Consider the following 19,823-nt stretch of genomic DNA (forward strand, 5'->3'; position numbering starts at 1 on the left):
TCAATAATACAGCTAGCGAAACGTCGTAAGCCGCCGCCATTTTAACGGTATTTCTTGGATTAATTGTCAAAGTGTCGGCTGACGTAAACGGCGACTTTTATAAGTTCAAGAGTTGTGTCAAATTAGGCGTGATAAATAGAACAATAAATGGGAAGAATCAAAAGCATGGATAAATTTGATCGCCAAATTTTAGATATTCTAAAAACTAATGCTCGTTGCTCAGTGAGCGATATTGCGAGAGAAGTGAGCCTCTCTCGTTCGGCGGTGAATGCGCGAATTAAGAAGTTAGAAAGCGACAAAGTCATCAAAGGTTACTGCGCTCTTGTCGATGAGCCCAACCAAACGAAAAACGTATGCGCCTATATCTCGTTGAAGTTTGACCTGTCGAGCAGTGACCATAGCTGCGAATCTTACGCGAACCAAATTCATGGTATTGACGGTGTGCAATGGTGCCACTCAATTAGTGGGGAGACCGATATGATGCTGTACGTTGAGGTCGAGAGTATGGAACGTCTAAATCAAGTTCGCGATCAGTTGCAAAGCTATCCAGAGCTTCGCCATTTAATGACTCATACCGTGTTGACCGAGTTTTTTAATAAGCTGAGTCCGACGGTACATTCATGTTAGGTAATATCAACTTAAACCTACTGCGTTCACTGCACGTCCTTCTTGAAGAGTGTCATGTGAGCCGCGCCGCCCAACGTCTGCATATCACGCAATCCGCTGTGAGCCGTCAACTTAGCCAGTTAAGAGATCTATGTGGTGATCCTTTGTTAGTGCGTGATGGCAATAAGCTGGTGCCAACCAATCGAGCTATTTTGCTTAAAGAGAAACTCGATGACCTACTCGGTGAGTTTGACCACTTGCTAGATGACAAACCATTTGAACCGCAAGAGTGGCAGGGGGAGTTTGTATTGTCTTCGAGTGATTACGTTGCTCAGTATATTTTGCCTGTGATTGTTGCCGAGGTATCAGCAGATGCGCCGAATATCAATTTGGCCTACCGTTTGTGGCAGCCAAACTACCTTGAATCACTCAATGAATCAGGAATCCACTTGGCTTCTAGCATGTTTCCTAAAAAGCCGGAACATGTATCGAGTATCAAGCTTGGAGAGGACAAATCGGTGTGTTTAATGCGCAGGTCACACCCATTGGCTCAGCACGAGGTGTTAAGTTCCGAAGATATTGTCCACTACTCTCATATCAAGGTTACCGGGGGAGGAGATAAAGACAGCTACGCCGATATTGCATTGAAAAAGCAAGGGTTAAAACGCAGAGTTGCATTTAAGGTTCCGTTCTTTTCATCGGCAAGTAATGTGTTAATGCAAGACGATTATTTGATGATCGTACCTGAGCATATTGCCTATAACCTAGGTAGGCATCTTGAGGTTAAGTACTTCCCATTGCCGTTCGAAACCGAAATGCACACCTATTGGTTAATGTGGCACCCGAAGTATGACAACGACTCTGCACACAAATGGGCTCGAGAAAAGGCGTTCCAGGCAATGCAAAAGTCGAGTTACAATATCAGTATGACTTGAAGTCATAGCTATGATGATTATCTTTGATTTCAAATAATACCAAGTGATAATTATGCTAACTATCAATGGTAGAGCGTTCAACAAGAACGCATGGTTTGACTAGGAATGGAATGATGACGGTAACAATTTGGTTTTCTTTATTGGCGATTTGCCTACTAGGAGCAATGTCTCCGGGGCCAAGTTTAGCAATGATCGCTAAACACAGCTTGGCTGGTGGTCGTATTAATGGGCTTATCGCTGCTTGGTCACACGCTGCAGGTATTGGTATTTATGCGTTCGCAACCATCGTAGGCTTGGCGGTGGTATTGGAGCAATCTCCAACATTATTTAAAGGTATTAGCTTGGCGGGTGCAGCTTATCTGTTGTACTTAGGGGTAAATGCCCTGCGTTCGAAAGGTGGTGTAGCTGCCAAATTAGAAGCAGGTGAACAGATGAGCTACATGCAGTCTGCTCGTGAAGCTTTCTTGATCTCTATCTTGAGCCCTAAGATCGCACTGTTCTTCATCGCTCTGTTTAGCCAGTTTGTCGCGCTTGGCAATGAGCTGACCAACCAAGTGATTATTGTCTCGACTCCGCTGATTGTTGATGGCCTATGGTACACCTTCATCACCTTGGTGCTATCTAGCCCTCTCATTGTTGAACGAATCCGTTCAAAAGCGCAGTTGATTGATCGACTTTCAGGTATAGTTTTGATTTTGCTTGCTGTGCGCGTGGTGTGGACCATATAGCGTTAGACAACCGACTCGCAATAAAAAGAGATGTATTAAAAAAGCTCACAGCGAATCGCTAGTGAGCTTTTTAGTTTTTATGAGTTTGTCTGACTAACCTGCCGAGTTTAGCACTGAATCTAGTTTGGTCATTGAGTCGGAAAAGTAAGGGTTATACGTTAGGCGAGCGTGATTTTTACCTTCTTCACGGTATCCCCATGCTGAATACCACACTTCGCTGTTTGCATTACACTTCTCCTCAAAGCCCTCTTCTTGCCCATTAGAGCAGATTTTCTCACTACCATTGATACCGTAATACGGATTGTTTGGTGAGAACAATAAACCCATGTGAGAACCGTTCGAGATACGTTGCTCTGGGATTTTCATGCTGTATTGAACAGCGCGAGGGTCATCGAGCTTCGTTTCTCCTTGCCACACCAAAACGTTATTCGGGTTTGGCATGGATTCAGTAAACGCCTGCTGAACGAAACTAGTGTCAATCACACTGTCGCCTTCACTCATCATAATGAACACTGGCTTGTCGAATTGCTGAGCTTCTAAATCTGCACGAACCACTTCTGAGGTCTCGTAGTATACCGATGCTCCGTTCATTGGTAGTGAGTTATAACGCAGTATGTTGTCTTCAGGATCTTGGTCCGCCCAAGTCACGAAATAGCTCGCTAGCTCAGCGTATTGTACGGCCGATGAATTGGGTTGAAACGCCGGTGAGAACAGCAGTAGCCCCTCGATCTTTGGATCTTTCATGGCTTGTGACGTTACAAGGTTCGCTCCCGTAGAGTACCCCCCAAGCCACACTGAATCGTACTCTTGCTCAAGCAACTTAGTATGATGAGCTACAACGCCTTGCCAGTCTTCGAGGTGTGGTTGCATCAAATCACCAGCGCGACTACCGTGACCGGGAAGCAACACGGTTCTGACCAAGTAACCTTGATCGGCTAAATGTTCTGCAATGTCTCTAAATGAATACGGCGAGTCGCCTAATCCATGAACCAACAAAACCGCTTTACCATTTGGTGAGGTAGGTTGGTACTCGGTGGGTGAATTAAGTTGGACCTCTAGTTGCTTGTCTTCGGTGATGAACACACGGTTTTTTAATAGCCAGTCTTGTGTTTCGGTCACATAGGCATCGAAGCTTTTTTGTTGATATTCAGGTAGGTTTGGTGAAGCTTCGTAAGCTGGAGTTGTGGTCTCGTTAGAGCAGCCAACGAGACCTAAAGTCGTAATAGCGAGCAGAGTTAGAATGGTCTTTCTGTGCATTGTTTGGTGTAGTCTCTATCGTTGTTGTCTTGAAGCAAAAGCTTAGACTATTTTCTGTTTGAAAGGTCTTCGTATTCACCTTCAATCACACCTGCATCACTGGTTGATGACTGACGAGTGTTCATATGAGCTGCGAAGCCTTGTTTCTTCATTTGATTTTGAATGCGCTTGCCAGTAATTAAAGCTGCAATAGCTAAAGGAATAGCAAGGATCAAGCTTGTGAATAGCGCTAAAAGGCCAGTAAACAGCGCAACAATCGTAACTAATATATTTTTCATATTCATTCCTCTTTTTCTATGTTGTTACTTTATCGCTTCTATTCTGAACGAAACATGAACGCCGTTAAATAATTACCGAGAGTCACTATGACACGGGTGTGTTGACTTTGGGTGTGTAAATGTAGTCATAAACACGCACTAAAAATATGGAATATAGATAAGTCATTTAAAATCAATGATTTAAAAGTTGGCACAGTTGATGCTCTATAGGGTTTGGAATAAGTCACTGTAAGCAAAGTACTTACAGCTAATAAAAATTACTGGAGCCCCTATATGTTCTGTATTCAATGTGAACAAACCATTCAAACACCCACTGTAAAAGGCTGTTCTTTCGCACAAGGTATGTGTGGTAAAACCTCGGAAGTGTCAGACCTTCAAGATGTGTTGGTGTATTCTCTTCAAGGTGTTTCTTTTTGGGCAAATTTAGGTCGCACTTGCGATGTTATTGATACTGAAATTGACGAGTGGGCACCAAAAGCGTTCTTCGCAACATTGACCAACGTTAACTTCGACCCTGCGCGTATCATCGAATTTGCACAGCAATCTCACGAATTCAAACAGCGTTTAGAACAGAAAGTTCGTGCAGCCGCGATGTTAATTGGTTTCGAAATTCCAGCGCTTTCTCCTGCCGCGCAATTCGATCTTCCAACGGAATCTTCAGAGCTATTGTCGCTTGCACCACAAGCTGCGGTTAACCGTGGTCACGACTCTCAACACGAAGATGTGATTGGTCTTCGTCTTCTTTGCCTATATGGCTTAAAAGGTGCAGCAGCATACATGGAACACGCTCGCGTTCTTGGTCAAACAGACAATGCTATCTTTGCTGAATATCATGAGATCATGTCTTTCCTAGGTACAGATCCAACCGACTTAAAACAGCTATTGGATACATCAATGCAGATCGGCTTGATGAACTACAAAGTAATGGAAATGTTGGACAAGGGGGAGACAGATACCTTTGGTCACCCGCAGCCTACAACGGTGAATGTTAAGACTAAGAAAGGTCATTGTATTCTTGTCTCTGGTCACGACCTTCACGATCTAGAAAAGATCCTTCAGCAAACCGAAGGCAAAGGCATCAACGTTTACACCAACGGTGAGATGCTTCCTGCACACGGTTACCCTGAACTGCACAAATACCCACATCTTGCAGGTAACTACGGTAGCGCTTGGCAGAACCAACAGAAAGAGTTCGCGAACTTCCCTGGTGCGATTGTGATGACGTCTAACTGTCTGCTTAACCCAGATGTGGGGGCGTATGCTGACCGTCTGTTTACACGTAGCATTGTTGGTTGGCCGGGTGTTGCTCACCTTGAAGGCGACGATTTCAGTGCAGTAATCGATTGTGCACTTGCACAAGAAGGCTTCAAGCATGACGAGATCGAGCAAATGATCACTGTCGGCTTTGGTCGTAATGCATTGATGGAAGCTGCACCTGCGGTTGTTGAACAAGTGAAAGAAGGCAACATCAAACACTTCTTCCTTGTGGGCGGTTGTGACGGTGACAAATCTGAGCGCAGCTACTACACAGACTTCACAGCTCAAGCCCCAGAAGACTCAGTTATCCTAACTTTGGCGTGTGGTAAGTTCCGTTTCAACAAAAACCAGTTTGGTGACATCAATGGCATTCCTCGTCTATTAGATGTGGGTCAATGTAACGATGCTTACTCAGCGATTCAGCTTGCGCTTGCACTGTCTCAAGAGTTTGACTGTGGCATTAACGAGCTACCGCTAACACTCGTCCTGTCTTGGTTTGAGCAAAAAGCGATTGTTATTCTGCTTACTTTGTTTGCGCTGGGTGTGAAAGGCATTTACACAGGCCCAACAGCGCCAGCATTCCTAACAGAAAACCTACTTAAGATTATTCAAGATGAGTTCGACATGCGTGCTATCTCAACGCCAGAGCAAGATCTTAAAACAATCTTAGCGGCTTAATGTAAGCCCACTTCCAAGCCTCGTTGTTGCTGTTCTCTTCGAACGTGCAGCTGCGGGGCTTTTTAGATTTAATTCTTTAGTATTAGTAAGGTGTGTGAACTATGTATGCATGGTCGGATAGCGATTCAATCAATTTAGTATGCTTAAAGAAATGGCACGAGACGCCAGATACGGTCAGCTTCGAGCTTGGCAGTATTCCACAAGACCTACATTTCAATTTTAAGCCAGGCCAGTTCATCACGTTGGGCTTGGATATGCCGACAAAAACCGATTATCGCGCTTACTCGGTGGCTTCTTGTCCAGAGGACAATCGCTTAAAGCTTACGGTTAAACGTGTTGAAGGTGGCTTGGTGTCTAACTTTATTGTCGATGAGCTTGATGAAGGCGATGAGGTTGCTGTTTTAAAACCTGCTGGTGGCTTTAACTGTATTGATTGCATGCCGACTGAGAGCAAGAAGGTAACGTTAGTCAGTGCAGGTTGTGGTATCACACCTGTTATGGCGATGGTGAAGTATTGGCTGAGTCAAGATAGCGGCGTTGAGATTGACTTCATCCATATGGCGCGAAATAAGCGAGAGACGATTTATTTTGAAGAGCTTCACCAGCTCGATGAAGCATATGACAACTTCAACCTTAAGTTACTGCTTAAAGATAACCAAGGTACTACAGCGCCTAAAGGTCGATTGGATAAGAATTGGCTGGTCAGTCTAAGCCCTGATATTTTAGATCGCACCGTCTATCTTTGTGGCCCAGTTGGTTTCATGCACGACATAGAAAGCTATCTAAAAGAACTTGAGTTCAACATGGATAACTTCTATCAAGAAAGCTTTACACCGGCTACTCAGAATGCTCATTTAGAAGAGCCTCAAACTGAAGTCGCTGACAATGAGAACAGTGCAGTTAAAGTATTTGTCCCAACGTTTGGCAAAGAAGTGGAAGCAGAAGTGGGTACGCCACTTGCTGATTCACTAGAGCAAGCGGGTGTGCCAATTATTATCGCGTGTCGCAGCGGTATTTGTGGCTCTTGCAAATGCAAAGTGACCAAAGGTTCGGTGGAATCAAGCAGCCAAGAAACTCTGACAGCAGAGGAGGTAGAGCAAGGTTATGTACTGGCATGTTCAAGCTCGATTCAGTCGGATGTCGAGGTAGAGCTTTAGAAGAGATGGTGTATCAGAAATTCTGATATAAAAAGGCCACTCAGATCCGTTAGAGAGAGCAGATCTAAGTGGCAACCCTTCTGTTTATACGGGGGAGTAAAACAAAAGGGGTTGCGAAGCCTGAAACAGGCTTCGCAGATATAGTTATTATGTTGTGGAGCTGGTTGCGCTGAGTTAGTTACAAGATCGAGGTTGTTTAAACCGCTGGGTAAGTCTTGTAGCGAACACCCATCATCTGTTCCATACAGTGAACAACTTGGCAGCTGTAGCCAAACTCGTTGTCGTACCAGATGTAAAGAACAGCGCGGTTGTCTTGCGCGATAGTTGCAACACCGTCAACGACGCCAGGGTGGCGAGAGCCAACCAAGTCAGTAGATACAATCTCAGTTGAATCTGTGTAATCAATTTGAGCGGATAGGGCAGAAGACAGCGCAATTTCACGTAGGTACGCGTTTAGCTCGTCTTTGTTGGTACCTTTCTCAAGATTTAGGTTTGCTACTGCCATTGAAACATTCGGCGTAGGGACACGAATCGCATTACCTGTTAGCTTACCTTCCATCTCTGGCATTGCTTTTGATACTGCTTTTGCAGCACCAGTTGATGTCAGTACCATGTTCAATGAAGCAGCACGACCACGACGATCACCTGAGTGGAAGTTATCAATCAGGTTTTGGTCATTGGTGAATGAGTGAACTGTTTCGATGTGCCCAGATAGAACACCAAACTTATCGTGAACGGCTTTCAGCACAGGTGTAATCGCATTCGTTGTACAGCTTGCTGCAGAAATGATCGTGTCTTTAGGTTGAATCACATCTTCATTCACACCAAACACAACGTTTTTAATGTCGCCTTTACCAGGTGCAGTAAGCAGTACTTTGCTTGCACCGTTACACGCTACGTGTTGGCTTAGGCCTTCCGCGTCACGCCACACTCCTGTGTTATCAACGACCAGTGCGTTATCAATGCCGTAAGCGGTGTAATCCACGTCTTCAGGCTTGTTTGCGTAGATAACTTGGATGAAGTTACCGTTAACAATGATCGCTTTACGCTCTTGGTCTACCACGATGCTGCCGTTGAACTGGCCATGAACTGAGTCACGACGTAGCAGGCTTGCGCGTTTCTCTAAATCACCATCTTTACCGCCACGAACCACGATTGCACGTAAACGAAGTGGGTAACCAGGACCGCTTTTCTCTACAAGAATACGAGTGAGTAGACGACCGATACGACCGAAGCCGTATAACACAACGTCGCGTGGCGTAGACATCGCTTCGCCTTCTAATGAACCCATTAGAGCCGTTTGAAGGAAATCATCCATCGCGCTGAGATCTTCGTGGTTTTCCCAGTACTTAGCTGCTAGACGACCAACATCAACGCGGCATGGAGAAAGGCGCATTGATAGAAGATGTTGGATAATTGGTTGAGTCTGTTCTGCGGTTAGCGGTGAACCAGTGTAGCGTTTTGCGATGCGGTGAGCTTTGATGATGTCGATCGTTGTTGCGTTAACTAAGGTCTTACCGAAGAGGATAACTTCTACGCCTTTTTGACGGTATAACTGACCTAAAGTTGGAGCGATGGATTCAGCAATAGTTTGACTAGTTTGCCAGTCTAGGAGGTGCTTTTCGGGACTCATCTTTACTCGGGACCTTTCACGTTGAGTTTCTGCAGTCATGGCAGTTGTAGGGAAGCCAATCAGCATAGGGGTTGAGCTATCAGGCGGTGGTCTTTAATGCCACTTAAATATGCTTGATATGCGTTGTTTGTAACTTGTAATTTTTATGTGGCAGGATTGTAAGGTACGACTGGTTATTCTGCTAGGAAAAATAAATGTAGATAAATTCTCTATCAACTGGCGTGATATTAGCCATAAATCAAGTTTTTCGCGTATGGAATGGCTATTGACTTTAATAATCTGTAGCACTTAATTTTCCCTAAAAAACACTCAAATCAAAATATCATATGTAATGAAAGTCATAGTTAACATCAAAAGTGTGATTGAGGGCTTAACTTACACGTGATTGGTAAACAATAGATGAGCTAATTCGTCGTTTTTGTTGTTCGACTTTTGAATAAGACATGATTGAGTGAAAAAAACGCAGAACGCAAACGATTGGATCTCACAAATTTAACGTAATTTTTGAGTTCGTTGGTCTCTTGGGCGGTTACTGACTGACTTTTGATGTGGACTGCCCAGTTCCTTGGACTTGTTATGCGAGTGATAATAACTCGATTTAGCTGGTTTTAGCTCTTTTCACACTTCTTCCATTCAAACGTCTATTGTTCACTGTGTTCAATGTTATTGCTTATTTTGGGCTCAGAGTATCGTTTGTCCATATCCAATTTGATCAATAACCTTCTGTTAATGTCCTATTCTTAAACTGGGCTAGGTAAAATTACTTTCGGGAAGGGAGTAGTTATAAAAATGATAAACATGTCAATTAGATGGCGTCTTATTTTTCTTTCCACCGTTTCTGTACTCATCATGTTTGGGTTTACAGTGAATCAAGTGTTAAAGAATGACAAGAAGATGAATAACCTTGAGACCACACGCATTAAGGTTGAAGCTCTTCAATCTTTTAATACGATTTCAAGTGATGCTTATCGATGGTTGGTGCTGTCTAATGACTCTCCTGATAAAGGCCAGTTACTTTTAACGCTGCAATCCGAGTTGGGTCGGCTTAATCAGTATGGAATAAAACTGCAACAGTCTGACTCCCATTGGAGTATTGAATCTCAGTTGATGGAGTTGAAAACGGTGCTGATGAGTTTGGCGAGCTCACCGGAAAATGCGGAAAATAAGCAATTGACTGAGCGCGCTTTTCGTTTGTTGAAAGATGTGTTGATGGAGCTATCTGAACTTCACATCGCTTTAGTCGATGGAAACATAGATCAAACTGAAGCCATGTTTATCCACCTCTCTAACTACGTGTTTTGGACTCAGCGAGAGGCGTGGTTAAGCTACAGTTTGTATCGCTCGCCCGAGCTAAGAAATCAATACTTATTGAGCTATGTAGGTGCGCTAGAGAGGCAGCAACAGTTGCTTGATACATTTTTCCGCTCTGATACTCGTTCACCTGAAATTAGGCAACTGCTAAACGCGGTCGCCAAAGATGATTTTCAAGACAAATTTATATCTCGAATCCTCAAAGGCGATTTTTCATCACCTGAAATATACAAACACCTCAAAAGTTTGGAAATCAAAAAGCGAGCAATTTCCAAAGCGATTAGCAGTTATACTAAGCAGTTGCAGTTTGAGCTAACAAACAACATCGCACTACAGAAGCGACAAACATTGGTTATCTCCCTTCTGATTCTCGTTGTGTCTGGCGTGTTGTTGTGGCTGGGCGCCATGACTTCGATACACTTAAATCGAAACCTATCACTTATCTTAAAAGGGGTATCTGAGTGCGCTGACAGCGATGGTAAGCCCAAGATGATCAAAATTGATGGCAACGATGAGCTGGTTGAGTTTACCGATACGTTAAATCGAGTAATGGAACGTAACTATCAGCACAATCAAGAATTGGTTGAAGCCAAAGAAGATGCGGTTTCAGCGAATAAAGCGAAAAGTGCGTTTCTCGCCAATATGTCCCATGAAATTCGCACACCACTGAATGGGATTATTGGCATGGCGGAGATCCTGTCTCAGAGCAAACTGAGTCCCAACCAACAAGAGGTGCTTGCGGATATTGAGTCGTCATCGCACTCATTACTAGTGCTGTTGAATGACATTCTCGACTTGTCCAAAATTGAGTCAGGTAATCTCATGCTCTCTCCTCATAACGCTGACTTACGAGAAGCGGTCTATGACTCTGTGAGCGTGATTTTATCTAAGGCGATCAGTAAAGATATTGAGCTTGATGTAAACATTGACTCCCAGACCCCAGCACAGCTGTTTTTCGATGAATACCGTGTCAGGCAGGTGCTGACGAATTTATTGTCGAATGCTATCAAGTTTACCTCCAACGGTACCATTACTACGGACATAGCTTATACGCCAATGTCGATGGGCAGAGGTAAGCTCGAGTGCAGTGTTTCGGATACGGGCATCGGTATTGAACCAGAAAAACTAGAATCCATCTTTGAGCCTTTTACCCAAGAGGATGGCAGTATCACGCGTCAGTTTGGTGGTACAGGGCTTGGGTTAGCAATCTGTAGGCAGCTTGTCGACTTAATGGGTGGATACATCACTGCGCGTTCAGTAAAAGGTGAAGGCTCTACCTTTACGTTCTGTCTGTATGTCGATGTAGTCGAGACGCAAGTTCAAAGCTTTGAAAATTTAAATCGTGCGACGATCATTTCCAACTCTTTTAACTATCTCGATCAATTAGTCAAAGAGTGTGAGCGTCTCAACATAATACCCAAGGTGGTCGGCTCGGTATCGTCGTTAGATGAAGAGATCAAAGGGAGCGACTTCGTACTGTATTGCCATACCTTACATCACTCATTGCAGAGTGATTTAGCGGCTTTGAAAACACAATACCCTTTAGACCGTGTGATTGTTTGTCAGCACCACTTATTCAAAACCAATCTGATTACAGAGTCCGTTCATTCAACTCATACACTGCCATTCTTGGGGCGACGTTTCCTGAATAGTCTATTGTCTCTTGATGCGAATGAAGAACTGGTACCTGAAGCCAAATCAGAAAAAGAAGAAGTACGTCCTCTGAATCGACGTATCTTGATTGTCGAAGATAATTTAATGAATCAGAAGATAGCGAGCTTCTTTCTTGAACAAGCTGGCTATGAATATCTAATTACTAGTAATGGGCAAGAGGCGGTTGATGTTATCACTCAGGGCGCGCAATTTGATGCCGTGTTGATGGATTGCATGATGCCAGTCATGGATGGGATAACAGCGACCAGAGCAATCCGGCAGTGGGAGCTTGAACAACAAGCGACACCACTACCCATTATTGCTTTAACTGCAAGTGTGTTAGAAGAAGACATCAAAGATTGTTTTGATGCGGGCATGAATGCTTATTTACCTAAACCTTATAAATCTCACCAACTCTATGATCTGTTTAGCAGTCTTGATATTGTTTAATGGATATCTCACTCGAGGCTCAACAAGTCGTTGAGCTTTTTTGCTTTGAGTTTTAGAACGAATCTACCGATATTTAACGCACTTCCATTCCAAGGTTGTATTGCGCAAGGCATCGACCGACATAACTGATTTTGACGAAAGCCGCCACAATGATAGTGCTGATGTGCGCAACGATCTGAACCGGTAATGAGAAATGGTCCGCCATTGGGTAAGCGATAATTATGCTGAGTAGCATAAGCAAGGTGGTGATTGCTAGGCTGAAGTTAGATACAGAAAGTAGAGTTTGAAAGCGTTGAGTCATCGTCTTCATATTGAATTCCTAGTTACTAATAGTTGTTTTGATATTTAACTAATAGCAATTAGTGTTCCAAGATTTAAAATTCTTGATTATCAGTGTTTTAACTTTAGGTGTCACTCTTTTGTAGTCAAAAAGACAATTGCAATTTATGTGTCTTTTTGACTTTTAGGTGTATTTTTACCATTGTCTAAAGCCACAAGTATCAATATGGAAACGAACACCAGAATACAAACCCAGACCAACGTTATTTTTCTGCCCAAACTCAGCATGAATTTTTTTGAGTTTTACGTGCAGTTGTTCTCGAGTAATGTCATTCGCTGGGACTAGGTCCAAGGCGCAGAATTCTAAGTGTTTACTTCGTAGTGCACCGCCAGCTTGTTGGTTATAGATTTGGGTTCGTTCACCGGACACAGGTATAACAACACCAATTTCGGGTTCAATGTATTGCTGAATATATTTCAATGTATTGATCATATTCGGCACGTTTTTCTTATCCGGAAGCGTAAACAAGGTGGTGTTGCTCATTGCCCAATCTGTTCCTTGTAGCAGTACCAGATGCAAAGGCATGCTTTGGGTGATTCCAGCATCTTTGAGCTGCTGTCCAATCTCTCTTACTTTGTCTTCTGCGTGATTAAGTAGCATCCAGCCTCGAAAGGCCGAACGAGTCGGAACCTTGTAGCCATGAACGTCGACCACGAGATCATCGTAAGTGATTTCGGTCTCTTCGGTATACAGTCTTTCGAATTCTTCAGGATAGGGTAGAGTGCTTGATAGCGCTAAGGTAATAAGAATGGTTGAGTACATATGGTGACTCCATTGCTTACGTTGGCTAGTGATACTTGATTCAATAAATGCGTAAACTTAAGTATAGACACTGGAATTTATGTACAAAAAAACCCACTACAATGAGTGGGTTACTTAACAATTCATTCAATTTAATAAGATTACTTCTTACCTTGAATTTGCTTGTCTTCTTCAGTTAGTTCACGGATACGGCGGCTGATGTCGCGACGTGCTTTAGAAATCTCTGCGCTCTTAATGATGTGGTCATCAACACGGTCTTCGTAGTCAGCTTTCATGTTTTTGATAATGCCTAGGATCTCGTCGTGAGTCATCTCTGGCTTGATGTAATCAAGTAGGTTATCAAGAAGGTCAACACGCTTGCGGTTGTCACGAACTTTCTTTTCGTTGTCTAGAAGTTCACGCTTAAGTTTGTTCTTACGTCGTGCTTGGTTAACAATTTCAAATACGCTGCTCATAGATTCCTTTTCCTATTCGTCAAATACGTTGTCTGGTTCTGATTAAAGCACATCAATTGATGATGTAACAGTCTTTAGATCAAAGCAAAAGTAAGGTTGTTTAATTATTCGTCACTCTCGCCGATGTGTGATTGTTTTTATCTTACCGATCAAGTTAGTATCCCATGTAGATACTGCATTGATACGAAATGTGAAATGAATCAACAACAATTGGAAATCGAAGATTCGGGCGATAAAGTGACTGAATCTTCAGCAGAGCAAAACAAGCTTCGTGATGCGTATGTAAAAGAGCGTACTTATTTGGAAGTCGTGGAAATAGAGCTAAACCGTTCTAAGATCATAATGATTGATGAGCAGGGTAGAAAGAAGCGAGTACCAATTTTATCTGAGCACTAAACGTTGCATAAATAGGCGCTGAGACGAAATCACCAAAATAATAAAAAGGAATAACGATGAACACAGTACTTTCCCCAATTGAAGCGAGAATCATTGGCTGTTTGATCGAGAAAGAAGTCACGACTCCTGATCACTACCCGCTGACATTAAACAGCTTAACTACGGCTTGTAACCAGAAAAGTAACCGTGAACCTGTTCTCTCGCTGTCTGAATCAGAAGTATTAGATGCCGTTGACGGTTTGATGGCCCGTCGCATGGTGAGTGACGAAAGCAGCTTCAATAGCCGTGTGAATAAGTATCAGCATCGTTTCTGCAATACCGAGTTTGGTGACCTGCAATTTACAGAACAAGAACGCGCTATCATCTGCTGCATGTTATTGCGTGGTGCACAGACCCCGGGCGAATTACGCACACGAACGGGGCGTTTGGCGAACTTCAGTGATGTGAAAGAGGTGGAAGCAACACTTGAGAAACTAGCGACACGTGAAGCTGGCGCTCTTGTGGTTAAATTGCCTCGTGAAGCTGGCAAGCGTGAGTCACGTTACCAGCATTTACTGAGTGGTGAAGTAGATGTAGAAGCGTTTGCGACGGCGCCTGCAAGTGTTGCTGTACCGGCTGCATCGAATGAGAAGCTGGAAGAGCTAGAGTCTGAAGTCGCAAGTCTAAGAGCTGAAGTCGCCGAGTTGAAAGCTCTGGTTGAATCTCTGCTATAAATGTCTGAATCTGAAAAAAACGCGGATTGGGTGGTGTACCTGATCCGCAATCGTCATAACGCTTTGTATTGTGGTGTCACTAATAATCTACAACGCCGATTCGAACAGCATCAAACTGGTAAAGGAGCTAAAGCCCTAAAAGGTAAGGGGCCGCTAAAGCTAGTTTGGAGTATGAACGTACAGTCAAAAAGTGAGGCACTAAAAACTGAATACGCGATCAAACAATTACCCAAACTGCGTAAAGAAAGTTTGGTATCACTCAAGCTGATGATTGAGTGGCGAGATGGCAGTATTCAATATAACGAAGTCTCATAATTCATACCTAAAATTGTCGTTATTGATTAAATCTTAATAAGTGAAAGCTCGACGCTAAATTTCACTAAATGTCTGATTTTTAGATTGAAAATATAAAATTAATGATGTGTATCTACGCGCTTGATGTTCTAATCTTCCAATCATTAAACTCATTTGACACATTAGTCATTTAGAATGTCATTCTAATTAGTTTTAGCCGCTATCATTTATCCTCGTTGTCCTACATAATATCTTTCAGCCATCCAAAGAGGTGGTGTCATGCTAGGTTAAAAAATGAGCCAAAGTAGCTCATATAAAACGAGAAAAATATGAAACGTTTACTGATGTTGTTTGGACTTGCCGTATTTTCTGCGTCCGCTCTCTCCCATGGTACTCATGTCCTAAATGGATATTGGGAGTACCAAGAATATCTTTCTAACTTCCCAGAACAAAAAACATTAACCGATAAGATGGTCGAGGCCGTAAAAAAACACCCAGTCCCGCTCGCGAAAGCGCAAGACGAGCCCATCACTATTTCCGTCGTTTATCCTGGGCAACAGATCTCTGATTACTGGGTTCGTAATATTCAAGCCTTTGAAAAGCGACTCGACAAGTTGAGAATAAACTACCAGATTAACCAAGTGTTTACGCGAGTGAATGCGGATCTCACTCAGCAGAGCATCTCGTTGCAAGAAGCCATTGAAAACAAGACGGATTACTTAATCTTCACACTGGATACCACGCGTCACCGCAAGTTTATCGAACATGTATTGACCTCAACAGAGACTAAGTTGATTCTACAGAACATTACGACACCTGTTCGTGCATGGGCTGACAGACAACCGTTTATGTATGTGGGTTTTGACCATGCTACCGGCAGTTTGAAGTTAGCGGATTACTTTAAAACTGCGAGCAAGCCAGGAAGCAAATACTCGGTTCTATACCGCTCAGAAGGCTATATCAGCGATGCGCGAGGTGATACGTTTATCCATGATGTGAATAGCGATACAAACTTTGCGTTAAAGTCGTCGTTTTACACCAAGTCAGATAAAGAGAGCGGTTATCAAGCCGCTAAAATCAGCATTGAGAACGATAAAGACCTAGACTTTATTTATGCCTGTGCAACTGATGTCGCTCTCGGCGCTGCAGATGCCATTCGTGAGTCTGGTCGAGATATCCTAGTGAATGGTTGGGGCGGCGGATCTGCTGAGCTTGAAGCCATTGCTAGAGGTGACCTTGATGTGACGGTTATGCGTATGAACGATGACACAGGCATTGCAATGGCAGAGGCGATTAAGTGGGACCTTGCAGGGCAACAAGTTCCTACAGTTTACTCAGGTGATTTTGAAGTGGTGACCAAGGAAGACTCACCAGAACGTATTTCTGAACTCAAACAGCGAGCATTTAGATACTCAGGTCAATAATGAAGAAAAGCTACGCCAATACTCCAAGGAACACCCTAGCCAAATTAATTACACGTATCATTATTTTAGTGATCGGGGTGATGGCGCTTGGCGTGCTTATTCATAACTACGAGACCAGTAGTAGTATTGTAAAACAAGAGACCAATAGAACGGTTAAGCAAACCTCTAGCTTGATCCAGAATATGTTTGATTACCGTTTGTCTGTGTTGCAAATTCACCAGGATAGTAGCTCGCACAGTGATACGCTACGTGAATATTTTAAGACCAATGACGAAGAGGTACTTAGCTACTTTTTCTTTGGTGTCGACCAGCGTGAACCGGAACATGCGCCAGATCTTCGCTTTGTCTCTACTCATGACGGCTTAGCGTGGGAGGACGGTAACGGTCAGTTTTATGGCTTGGATGACAAAAGCCTGAAGCATATTTCTGAAGAGGTTTCGTTCAGTAGCAATTGGCACTTTATTCAACTGATGACGGATATAGGTAAGCGTCACTTGCTAGCTCGTCGTACTCCTATTGTTGACAGTAAAACGGGCGAAGTACTCGGACAGCTGTATATTGCCATTGTCCTTGATAATAATTTTTCTCTCGCAGAGTCTATCCAGCAGGGCAGTAACTGCGAAAATATCGTGATTGAAGCGCACGGTACGCCTGTTACTTCAACCTTCAGTGGTGATGAAAGTTACTCGATAACAGACATCCTCAATTACAGAATCTACGAGCAATTACCTCGTCATTTTGTCACTATCACCACGATTAAAATCAACGCGGTAGAAACGCCTCTTGTCATTCGTGCCGTTCAAAAGAACAGTAACTTCATCGCCTTAGAAGAAAACTATGAGCGTGCGATCATCGTTGTCATTGTTGTGATCGTTTTCATGTCTTTCTTTGCCCGTTCTTGGATTCAGAGAAGAGTTTCAGCTGAACTTGATAAGCTCATGGACTTCACTCGCTCAGCCAGTGACAGCGAAGAGTACAACAAATTTGATGGCTCTAATATTTTCGAGTTTCACCACATAGGCTGTACGCTTGAGGATACCTTTGAACGTTTATCTGAACAAAACCAAAAATTCCAAGACCTGTTTAACTTTGCTCATTCTCCCATTTTGGTTTGGTCTGAAAAAGGAGACTTGATTCAAATGAATCCAGCAGCGCGTATGGCGCTGTTTGATGAAGATGATAATTATGGTGCCGTCGCACATGAGTTCGAACATCGCATGCTGCCAAACATACAAATGGTGGTTCAAGGGGCCAAGTTGACGGGCATTAACGTACCGATTGGCGAAAAGGTGTTCCGTTGGAATATGTCGGCGATTCGGGTTGAACATGGCATCACAGGCGTCGTAGTACAAGGACAAGACATAACCAAGTTGGTTGAAGCGGAGAGACAAGCCGATCGTGCCAGAGAAGAGGCAGAGCATCTTGCGAATGTTCGTGCTGATTTCTTAGCAAAGATGAGCCACGAAATTCGTACACCACTTAACGGTATATTAGGCGTTTCTCAACTGCTCAAGCGTTCTGTGCACAGTGAAGATAACCGAGAGCAAGTTGATGTACTTTGTAACAGTGCGGAGCACCTGCTAGCGGTGTTAAACGATATCTTGGATTTTTCAAAGATCGAGCAGGGGCAGTTTAATATTCAGAAGAAAGACTTCCGCTTAGGGGAGTTGATTAACACTTTAGACAGTATTTATCGCCCCCTTTGTGAGGATAAATCTGTCACGTTTTCTATCGTTAATCACCTTGTTGATGACATTGAAATCAATACCGACCAAGTGCGTTTGAACCAAATTATGTTTAATTTGTTGAGTAACGCCCTAAAGTTTACGCATCAAGGTGGTATCTCCGTTAGCTTCGAACTTGAAAGTATCTTCAATACGAATAAAGCCAGCTTGATCGTTCGCGTGAAAGACACCGGCATTGGTATTGATGGGAGTAAAATTGATGCTGTTTTTGAACCCTTTGTCCAAGCCGAAGAAACGACAACACGGGAGTACGGCGGGACTGGGTTAGGGTTAACCATTGTTAAAAACTTGGTCGACATGCTGGAAGGCGATATTCAGGTTCGCAGTGCTAAAGATCAAGGCTCGGAATTCATCATCGAAATCCCAGTTGAACTGCACTCTAAGCCGCTAATTGATGTTAAGCAGCAAACAGGTATTGAACCTGAGGCGCTATTCGATCGCTCTTTGAAGGTGTTGCTGGTGGAAGATAACCACACCAATGCTTTCATCGCACAGGCTTTTTGTAAAAAATATGGCATGGTGGTGACCTGGGCGAAAGATGGTCTGGAGGCCATAGAGCTCGCAAAAGCAACCACTTATGACCTCATTCTAATGGATAATCAACTTCCTAACCTTGGCGGCGTTGAAACGACACAACAGTTGCGAGAGGAAATCGGTGTATTAGCCCCGATTTATGCGTGTACTGCAGATGCTCAAGAATCGACAAGGGATAGTTTTATGGCTGCAGGTGCCAACTATGTGATTGTTAAACCGATCAAAGAAGAGTCGTTGCATCAAGCTTTTGTTCATTTCAAAAAATCATACTGGGATCAAAACAGACTCTAATTTTTCTTTAACTCTTTGAATGCAAGGCTGTGCCACACCGAGCGGTGTCGAGCTCTGCATTCTGAACATCCGAGAACAACTATACAAAGCCAGCAACGAAAGCTTGTTCTAACAGTAATGTTTTAAGCTCATCACTCATGTCTAGGTGTTCAGGGAATTGAATTCCTAGTACCCAACCTTGGCCCTGTCTTTTCTTACTCACGACTTTGTAAACCAATTCACTATCTAAGTGCTCACTCAATATTGAATCCACCTTTACCTTCCATCCCACATCAATATCGGATTGTTGTGTAATGTAGATACCACAGCCGGAAACAGAGAAATCGACTAACACAGCGTTTAGTGTCAAGGTGTCAAAGGTAACTTCGCAGTTGAGGCGCACTTTGTATCTTTCGTGTTCGCGGATTGGTTTTGTTGCAAAGCTCGTTGGCGGACGAAGAAATAGAAGATGCGCAGGGGAGGTGATATGAGCCAGGACATTGGTTTTGAAGGCGACGATGTGCCCAAGTTCTGTGTCTGTAATCGCTCGAACGATGATATCGACGTTGACGAGCTTTCTTAACGTCAGTGCCTCGGTCGCTTTTTGTGACAGTTCCAGGATAAGGTACTGCTCTTCTTTGTGCCCAATATATAGAGTACTGATCTGAATTGAGTCGTCGGGGCCAAACTCTAATACACCTGCTGCTTTTGTACCTGGTTTCAGGTATCTAAACAGTTCTACGTTTTTATCTTTATGCATATTTATCGATGAACAATGTTAACTGTCTGTTGAAATAATATAACGTCCTAATAAAGCTATGTCATTACTTTCATTAAGGAAATGAGGTTGGCGGGATGAAAACTAGAAACGGGTTGTTACTCAAACATTGGCTTACTCTTGTCGAAAAACACGTTACACTGCTATCAATAATTCACTCAATGGAGAA

Annotated in this window: 18 protein-coding genes; 11 read left to right on the plus strand and 7 right to left on the minus strand. The window is 43.3% G+C overall.

The window, feature by feature from the left end; translation table 11 throughout:
- Positions 1-165 precede the first annotated feature (165 nt).
- From OH460_RS13785 to OH460_RS13795, 3 genes are all read left to right on the plus strand, one after another.
- Positions 166-627 carry an Lrp/AsnC family transcriptional regulator gene (locus OH460_RS13785; protein WP_061031344.1) on the plus strand — a complete coding sequence of 154 codons (462 nt, stop codon included), beginning with the start codon at positions 166-168 and terminating at the stop codon, positions 625-627.
- A complete protein-coding gene (locus OH460_RS13790; RefSeq protein WP_269997905.1) occupies positions 621-1,541 on the plus strand; it encodes a LysR family transcriptional regulator in 921 nt (306 codons plus the stop codon). The genes OH460_RS13785 and OH460_RS13790 overlap by 7 nt, the downstream gene beginning before the upstream one ends.
- Before the next feature lie 113 nt (positions 1,542-1,654).
- On the plus strand, positions 1,655-2,269 hold the full coding sequence (locus OH460_RS13795) for a LysE family translocator (RefSeq protein WP_102424705.1): 615 nt from the start codon (positions 1,655-1,657) through the stop codon (positions 2,267-2,269).
- 93 nt (positions 2,270-2,362) lie between these two features.
- Here the strand turns inward: OH460_RS13795 and OH460_RS13800 are convergent, their stop codons facing one another.
- The gene (locus OH460_RS13800; RefSeq protein ID WP_269997907.1) at positions 2,363-3,526 is read right to left on the minus strand and encodes an alpha/beta hydrolase; all 1,164 of its coding nucleotides are present in this window, start codon (positions 3,524-3,526) and stop codon (positions 2,363-2,365) included.
- A gap of 47 nt (positions 3,527-3,573) precedes the next feature.
- Positions 3,574-3,804: a hypothetical protein gene (locus tag OH460_RS13805; RefSeq protein WP_017630489.1), complete on the minus strand. Its 231-nt coding sequence runs from the start codon at positions 3,802-3,804 to the stop codon at positions 3,574-3,576.
- A 273-nt stretch (positions 3,805-4,077) separates the two neighbouring features.
- On the opposite strand from OH460_RS13805, the gene hcp reads away from it, so the two are divergent.
- Positions 4,078-5,739, plus strand: a complete 1,662-nt coding sequence (gene hcp, locus OH460_RS13810) for a hydroxylamine reductase (protein WP_269997911.1) — start codon at positions 4,078-4,080, stop codon at positions 5,737-5,739.
- Between the two features lie 101 nt (positions 5,740-5,840).
- Positions 5,841-6,896: a hybrid-cluster NAD(P)-dependent oxidoreductase gene (locus OH460_RS13815; RefSeq protein ID WP_269997913.1), complete on the plus strand. Its 1,056-nt coding sequence runs from the start codon at positions 5,841-5,843 to the stop codon at positions 6,894-6,896.
- 196 nt (positions 6,897-7,092) lie between these two features.
- Here the strand turns inward: OH460_RS13815 and OH460_RS13820 are convergent, their stop codons facing one another.
- Positions 7,093-8,529, minus strand: coding sequence for a glyceraldehyde-3-phosphate dehydrogenase (locus tag OH460_RS13820; RefSeq protein WP_269997915.1), 1,437 nt, complete (start codon positions 8,527-8,529; stop codon positions 7,093-7,095).
- A gap of 849 nt (positions 8,530-9,378) precedes the next feature.
- Here OH460_RS13820 and OH460_RS13825 point away from each other — a divergent pair.
- Positions 9,379-11,943, plus strand: coding sequence for an ATP-binding protein (locus tag OH460_RS13825; protein ID WP_269998173.1), 2,565 nt, complete (start codon positions 9,379-9,381; stop codon positions 11,941-11,943).
- Positions 11,944-12,016: 73 nt separating this feature from the next.
- Here the strand turns inward: OH460_RS13825 and OH460_RS13830 are convergent, their stop codons facing one another.
- From OH460_RS13830 to OH460_RS13840, 3 genes are all read right to left on the minus strand, one after another.
- Positions 12,017-12,253 carry a hypothetical protein gene (locus OH460_RS13830; RefSeq protein WP_008217263.1) on the minus strand — a complete coding sequence of 79 codons (237 nt, stop codon included), beginning with the start codon at positions 12,251-12,253 and terminating at the stop codon, positions 12,017-12,019.
- Positions 12,254-12,418: 165 nt separating this feature from the next.
- Positions 12,419-13,045: a D-Ala-D-Ala carboxypeptidase family metallohydrolase gene (locus OH460_RS13835; protein ID WP_269997917.1), complete on the minus strand. Its 627-nt coding sequence runs from the start codon at positions 13,043-13,045 to the stop codon at positions 12,419-12,421.
- 140 nt (positions 13,046-13,185) lie between these two features.
- On the minus strand, positions 13,186-13,500 hold the full coding sequence (locus tag OH460_RS13840) for a DUF496 family protein (protein ID WP_004742367.1): 315 nt from the start codon (positions 13,498-13,500) through the stop codon (positions 13,186-13,188).
- A 195-nt stretch (positions 13,501-13,695) separates the two neighbouring features.
- Between OH460_RS13840 and OH460_RS13845 the strand changes: the two genes are divergently transcribed.
- The 5 genes from OH460_RS13845 to luxQ all read left to right on the plus strand — a co-directional run bounded on the left by OH460_RS13845 (position 13,696) and on the right by luxQ (position 18,897).
- The gene (locus tag OH460_RS13845; RefSeq protein ID WP_008217256.1) at positions 13,696-13,896 is read left to right on the plus strand and encodes a hypothetical protein; all 201 of its coding nucleotides are present in this window, start codon (positions 13,696-13,698) and stop codon (positions 13,894-13,896) included.
- Between the two features lie 56 nt (positions 13,897-13,952).
- Positions 13,953-14,609: a YceH family protein gene (locus tag OH460_RS13850; RefSeq protein ID WP_269997922.1), complete on the plus strand. Its 657-nt coding sequence runs from the start codon at positions 13,953-13,955 to the stop codon at positions 14,607-14,609.
- Positions 14,610-14,924, plus strand: a complete 315-nt coding sequence (locus tag OH460_RS13855; RefSeq protein WP_269997924.1) for a GIY-YIG nuclease family protein — start codon at positions 14,610-14,612, stop codon at positions 14,922-14,924.
- A gap of 308 nt (positions 14,925-15,232) precedes the next feature.
- On the plus strand, positions 15,233-16,327 hold the full coding sequence (locus tag OH460_RS13860) for an autoinducer 2-binding periplasmic protein LuxP (protein WP_061031248.1): 1,095 nt from the start codon (positions 15,233-15,235) through the stop codon (positions 16,325-16,327).
- Positions 16,327-18,897 (plus strand): quorum-sensing autoinducer 2 sensor kinase/phosphatase LuxQ, encoded by a 2,571-nt coding sequence (gene luxQ, locus OH460_RS13865; RefSeq protein WP_269997927.1) that lies wholly within the window; start codon positions 16,327-16,329, stop codon positions 18,895-18,897. The genes OH460_RS13860 and luxQ overlap by 1 nt, the downstream gene beginning before the upstream one ends.
- A 79-nt stretch (positions 18,898-18,976) precedes the next feature.
- On the opposite strand, the gene OH460_RS13870 is transcribed toward luxQ, so the two are convergent.
- Positions 18,977-19,636, minus strand: coding sequence for a PilZ domain-containing protein (locus OH460_RS13870; RefSeq protein WP_269997929.1), 660 nt, complete (start codon positions 19,634-19,636; stop codon positions 18,977-18,979).
- Between the last annotated feature and the right edge of the window lie 187 nt (positions 19,637-19,823).

Source organism: Vibrio sp. Makdt (assembly GCF_027587015.1).
Taxonomy (GTDB): Bacteria; Pseudomonadota; Gammaproteobacteria; order Enterobacterales; family Vibrionaceae; genus Vibrio; species Vibrio chagasii_B.

Coding starts and splice junctions, on each gene's coding strand:
- OH460_RS13785 (WP_061031344.1), top strand. CDS start 166: ATGGATAAATTTGATCGCCAAATTTTAGATATTCTAAAAACTAATGCT.
- OH460_RS13790 (WP_269997905.1), top strand. CDS start 621: ATGTTAGGTAATATCAACTTAAACCTACTGCGTTCACTGCACGTCCTT.
- OH460_RS13795 (WP_102424705.1), top strand. CDS start 1,655: ATGACGGTAACAATTTGGTTTTCTTTATTGGCGATTTGCCTACTAGGA.
- OH460_RS13800 (WP_269997907.1), bottom strand. CDS start 3,526: ATGCACAGAAAGACCATTCTAACTCTGCTCGCTATTACGACTTTAGGT.
- OH460_RS13805 (WP_017630489.1), bottom strand. CDS start 3,804: ATGAAAAATATATTAGTTACGATTGTTGCGCTGTTTACTGGCCTTTTA.
- hcp (WP_269997911.1), top strand. CDS start 4,078: ATGTTCTGTATTCAATGTGAACAAACCATTCAAACACCCACTGTAAAA.
- OH460_RS13815 (WP_269997913.1), top strand. CDS start 5,841: ATGTATGCATGGTCGGATAGCGATTCAATCAATTTAGTATGCTTAAAG.
- OH460_RS13820 (WP_269997915.1), bottom strand. CDS start 8,529: ATGAGTCCCGAAAAGCACCTCCTAGACTGGCAAACTAGTCAAACTATT.
- OH460_RS13825 (WP_269998173.1), top strand. CDS start 9,379: ATGTTTGGGTTTACAGTGAATCAAGTGTTAAAGAATGACAAGAAGATG.
- OH460_RS13830 (WP_008217263.1), bottom strand. CDS start 12,253: ATGAAGACGATGACTCAACGCTTTCAAACTCTACTTTCTGTATCTAAC.
- OH460_RS13835 (WP_269997917.1), bottom strand. CDS start 13,045: ATGTACTCAACCATTCTTATTACCTTAGCGCTATCAAGCACTCTACCC.
- OH460_RS13840 (WP_004742367.1), bottom strand. CDS start 13,500: ATGAGCAGCGTATTTGAAATTGTTAACCAAGCACGACGTAAGAACAAA.
- OH460_RS13845 (WP_008217256.1), top strand. CDS start 13,696: ATGAATCAACAACAATTGGAAATCGAAGATTCGGGCGATAAAGTGACT.
- OH460_RS13850 (WP_269997922.1), top strand. CDS start 13,953: ATGAACACAGTACTTTCCCCAATTGAAGCGAGAATCATTGGCTGTTTG.
- OH460_RS13855 (WP_269997924.1), top strand. CDS start 14,610: ATGTCTGAATCTGAAAAAAACGCGGATTGGGTGGTGTACCTGATCCGC.
- OH460_RS13860 (WP_061031248.1), top strand. CDS start 15,233: ATGAAACGTTTACTGATGTTGTTTGGACTTGCCGTATTTTCTGCGTCC.
- luxQ (WP_269997927.1), top strand. CDS start 16,327: ATGAAGAAAAGCTACGCCAATACTCCAAGGAACACCCTAGCCAAATTA.
- OH460_RS13870 (WP_269997929.1), bottom strand. CDS start 19,636: ATGCATAAAGATAAAAACGTAGAACTGTTTAGATACCTGAAACCAGGT.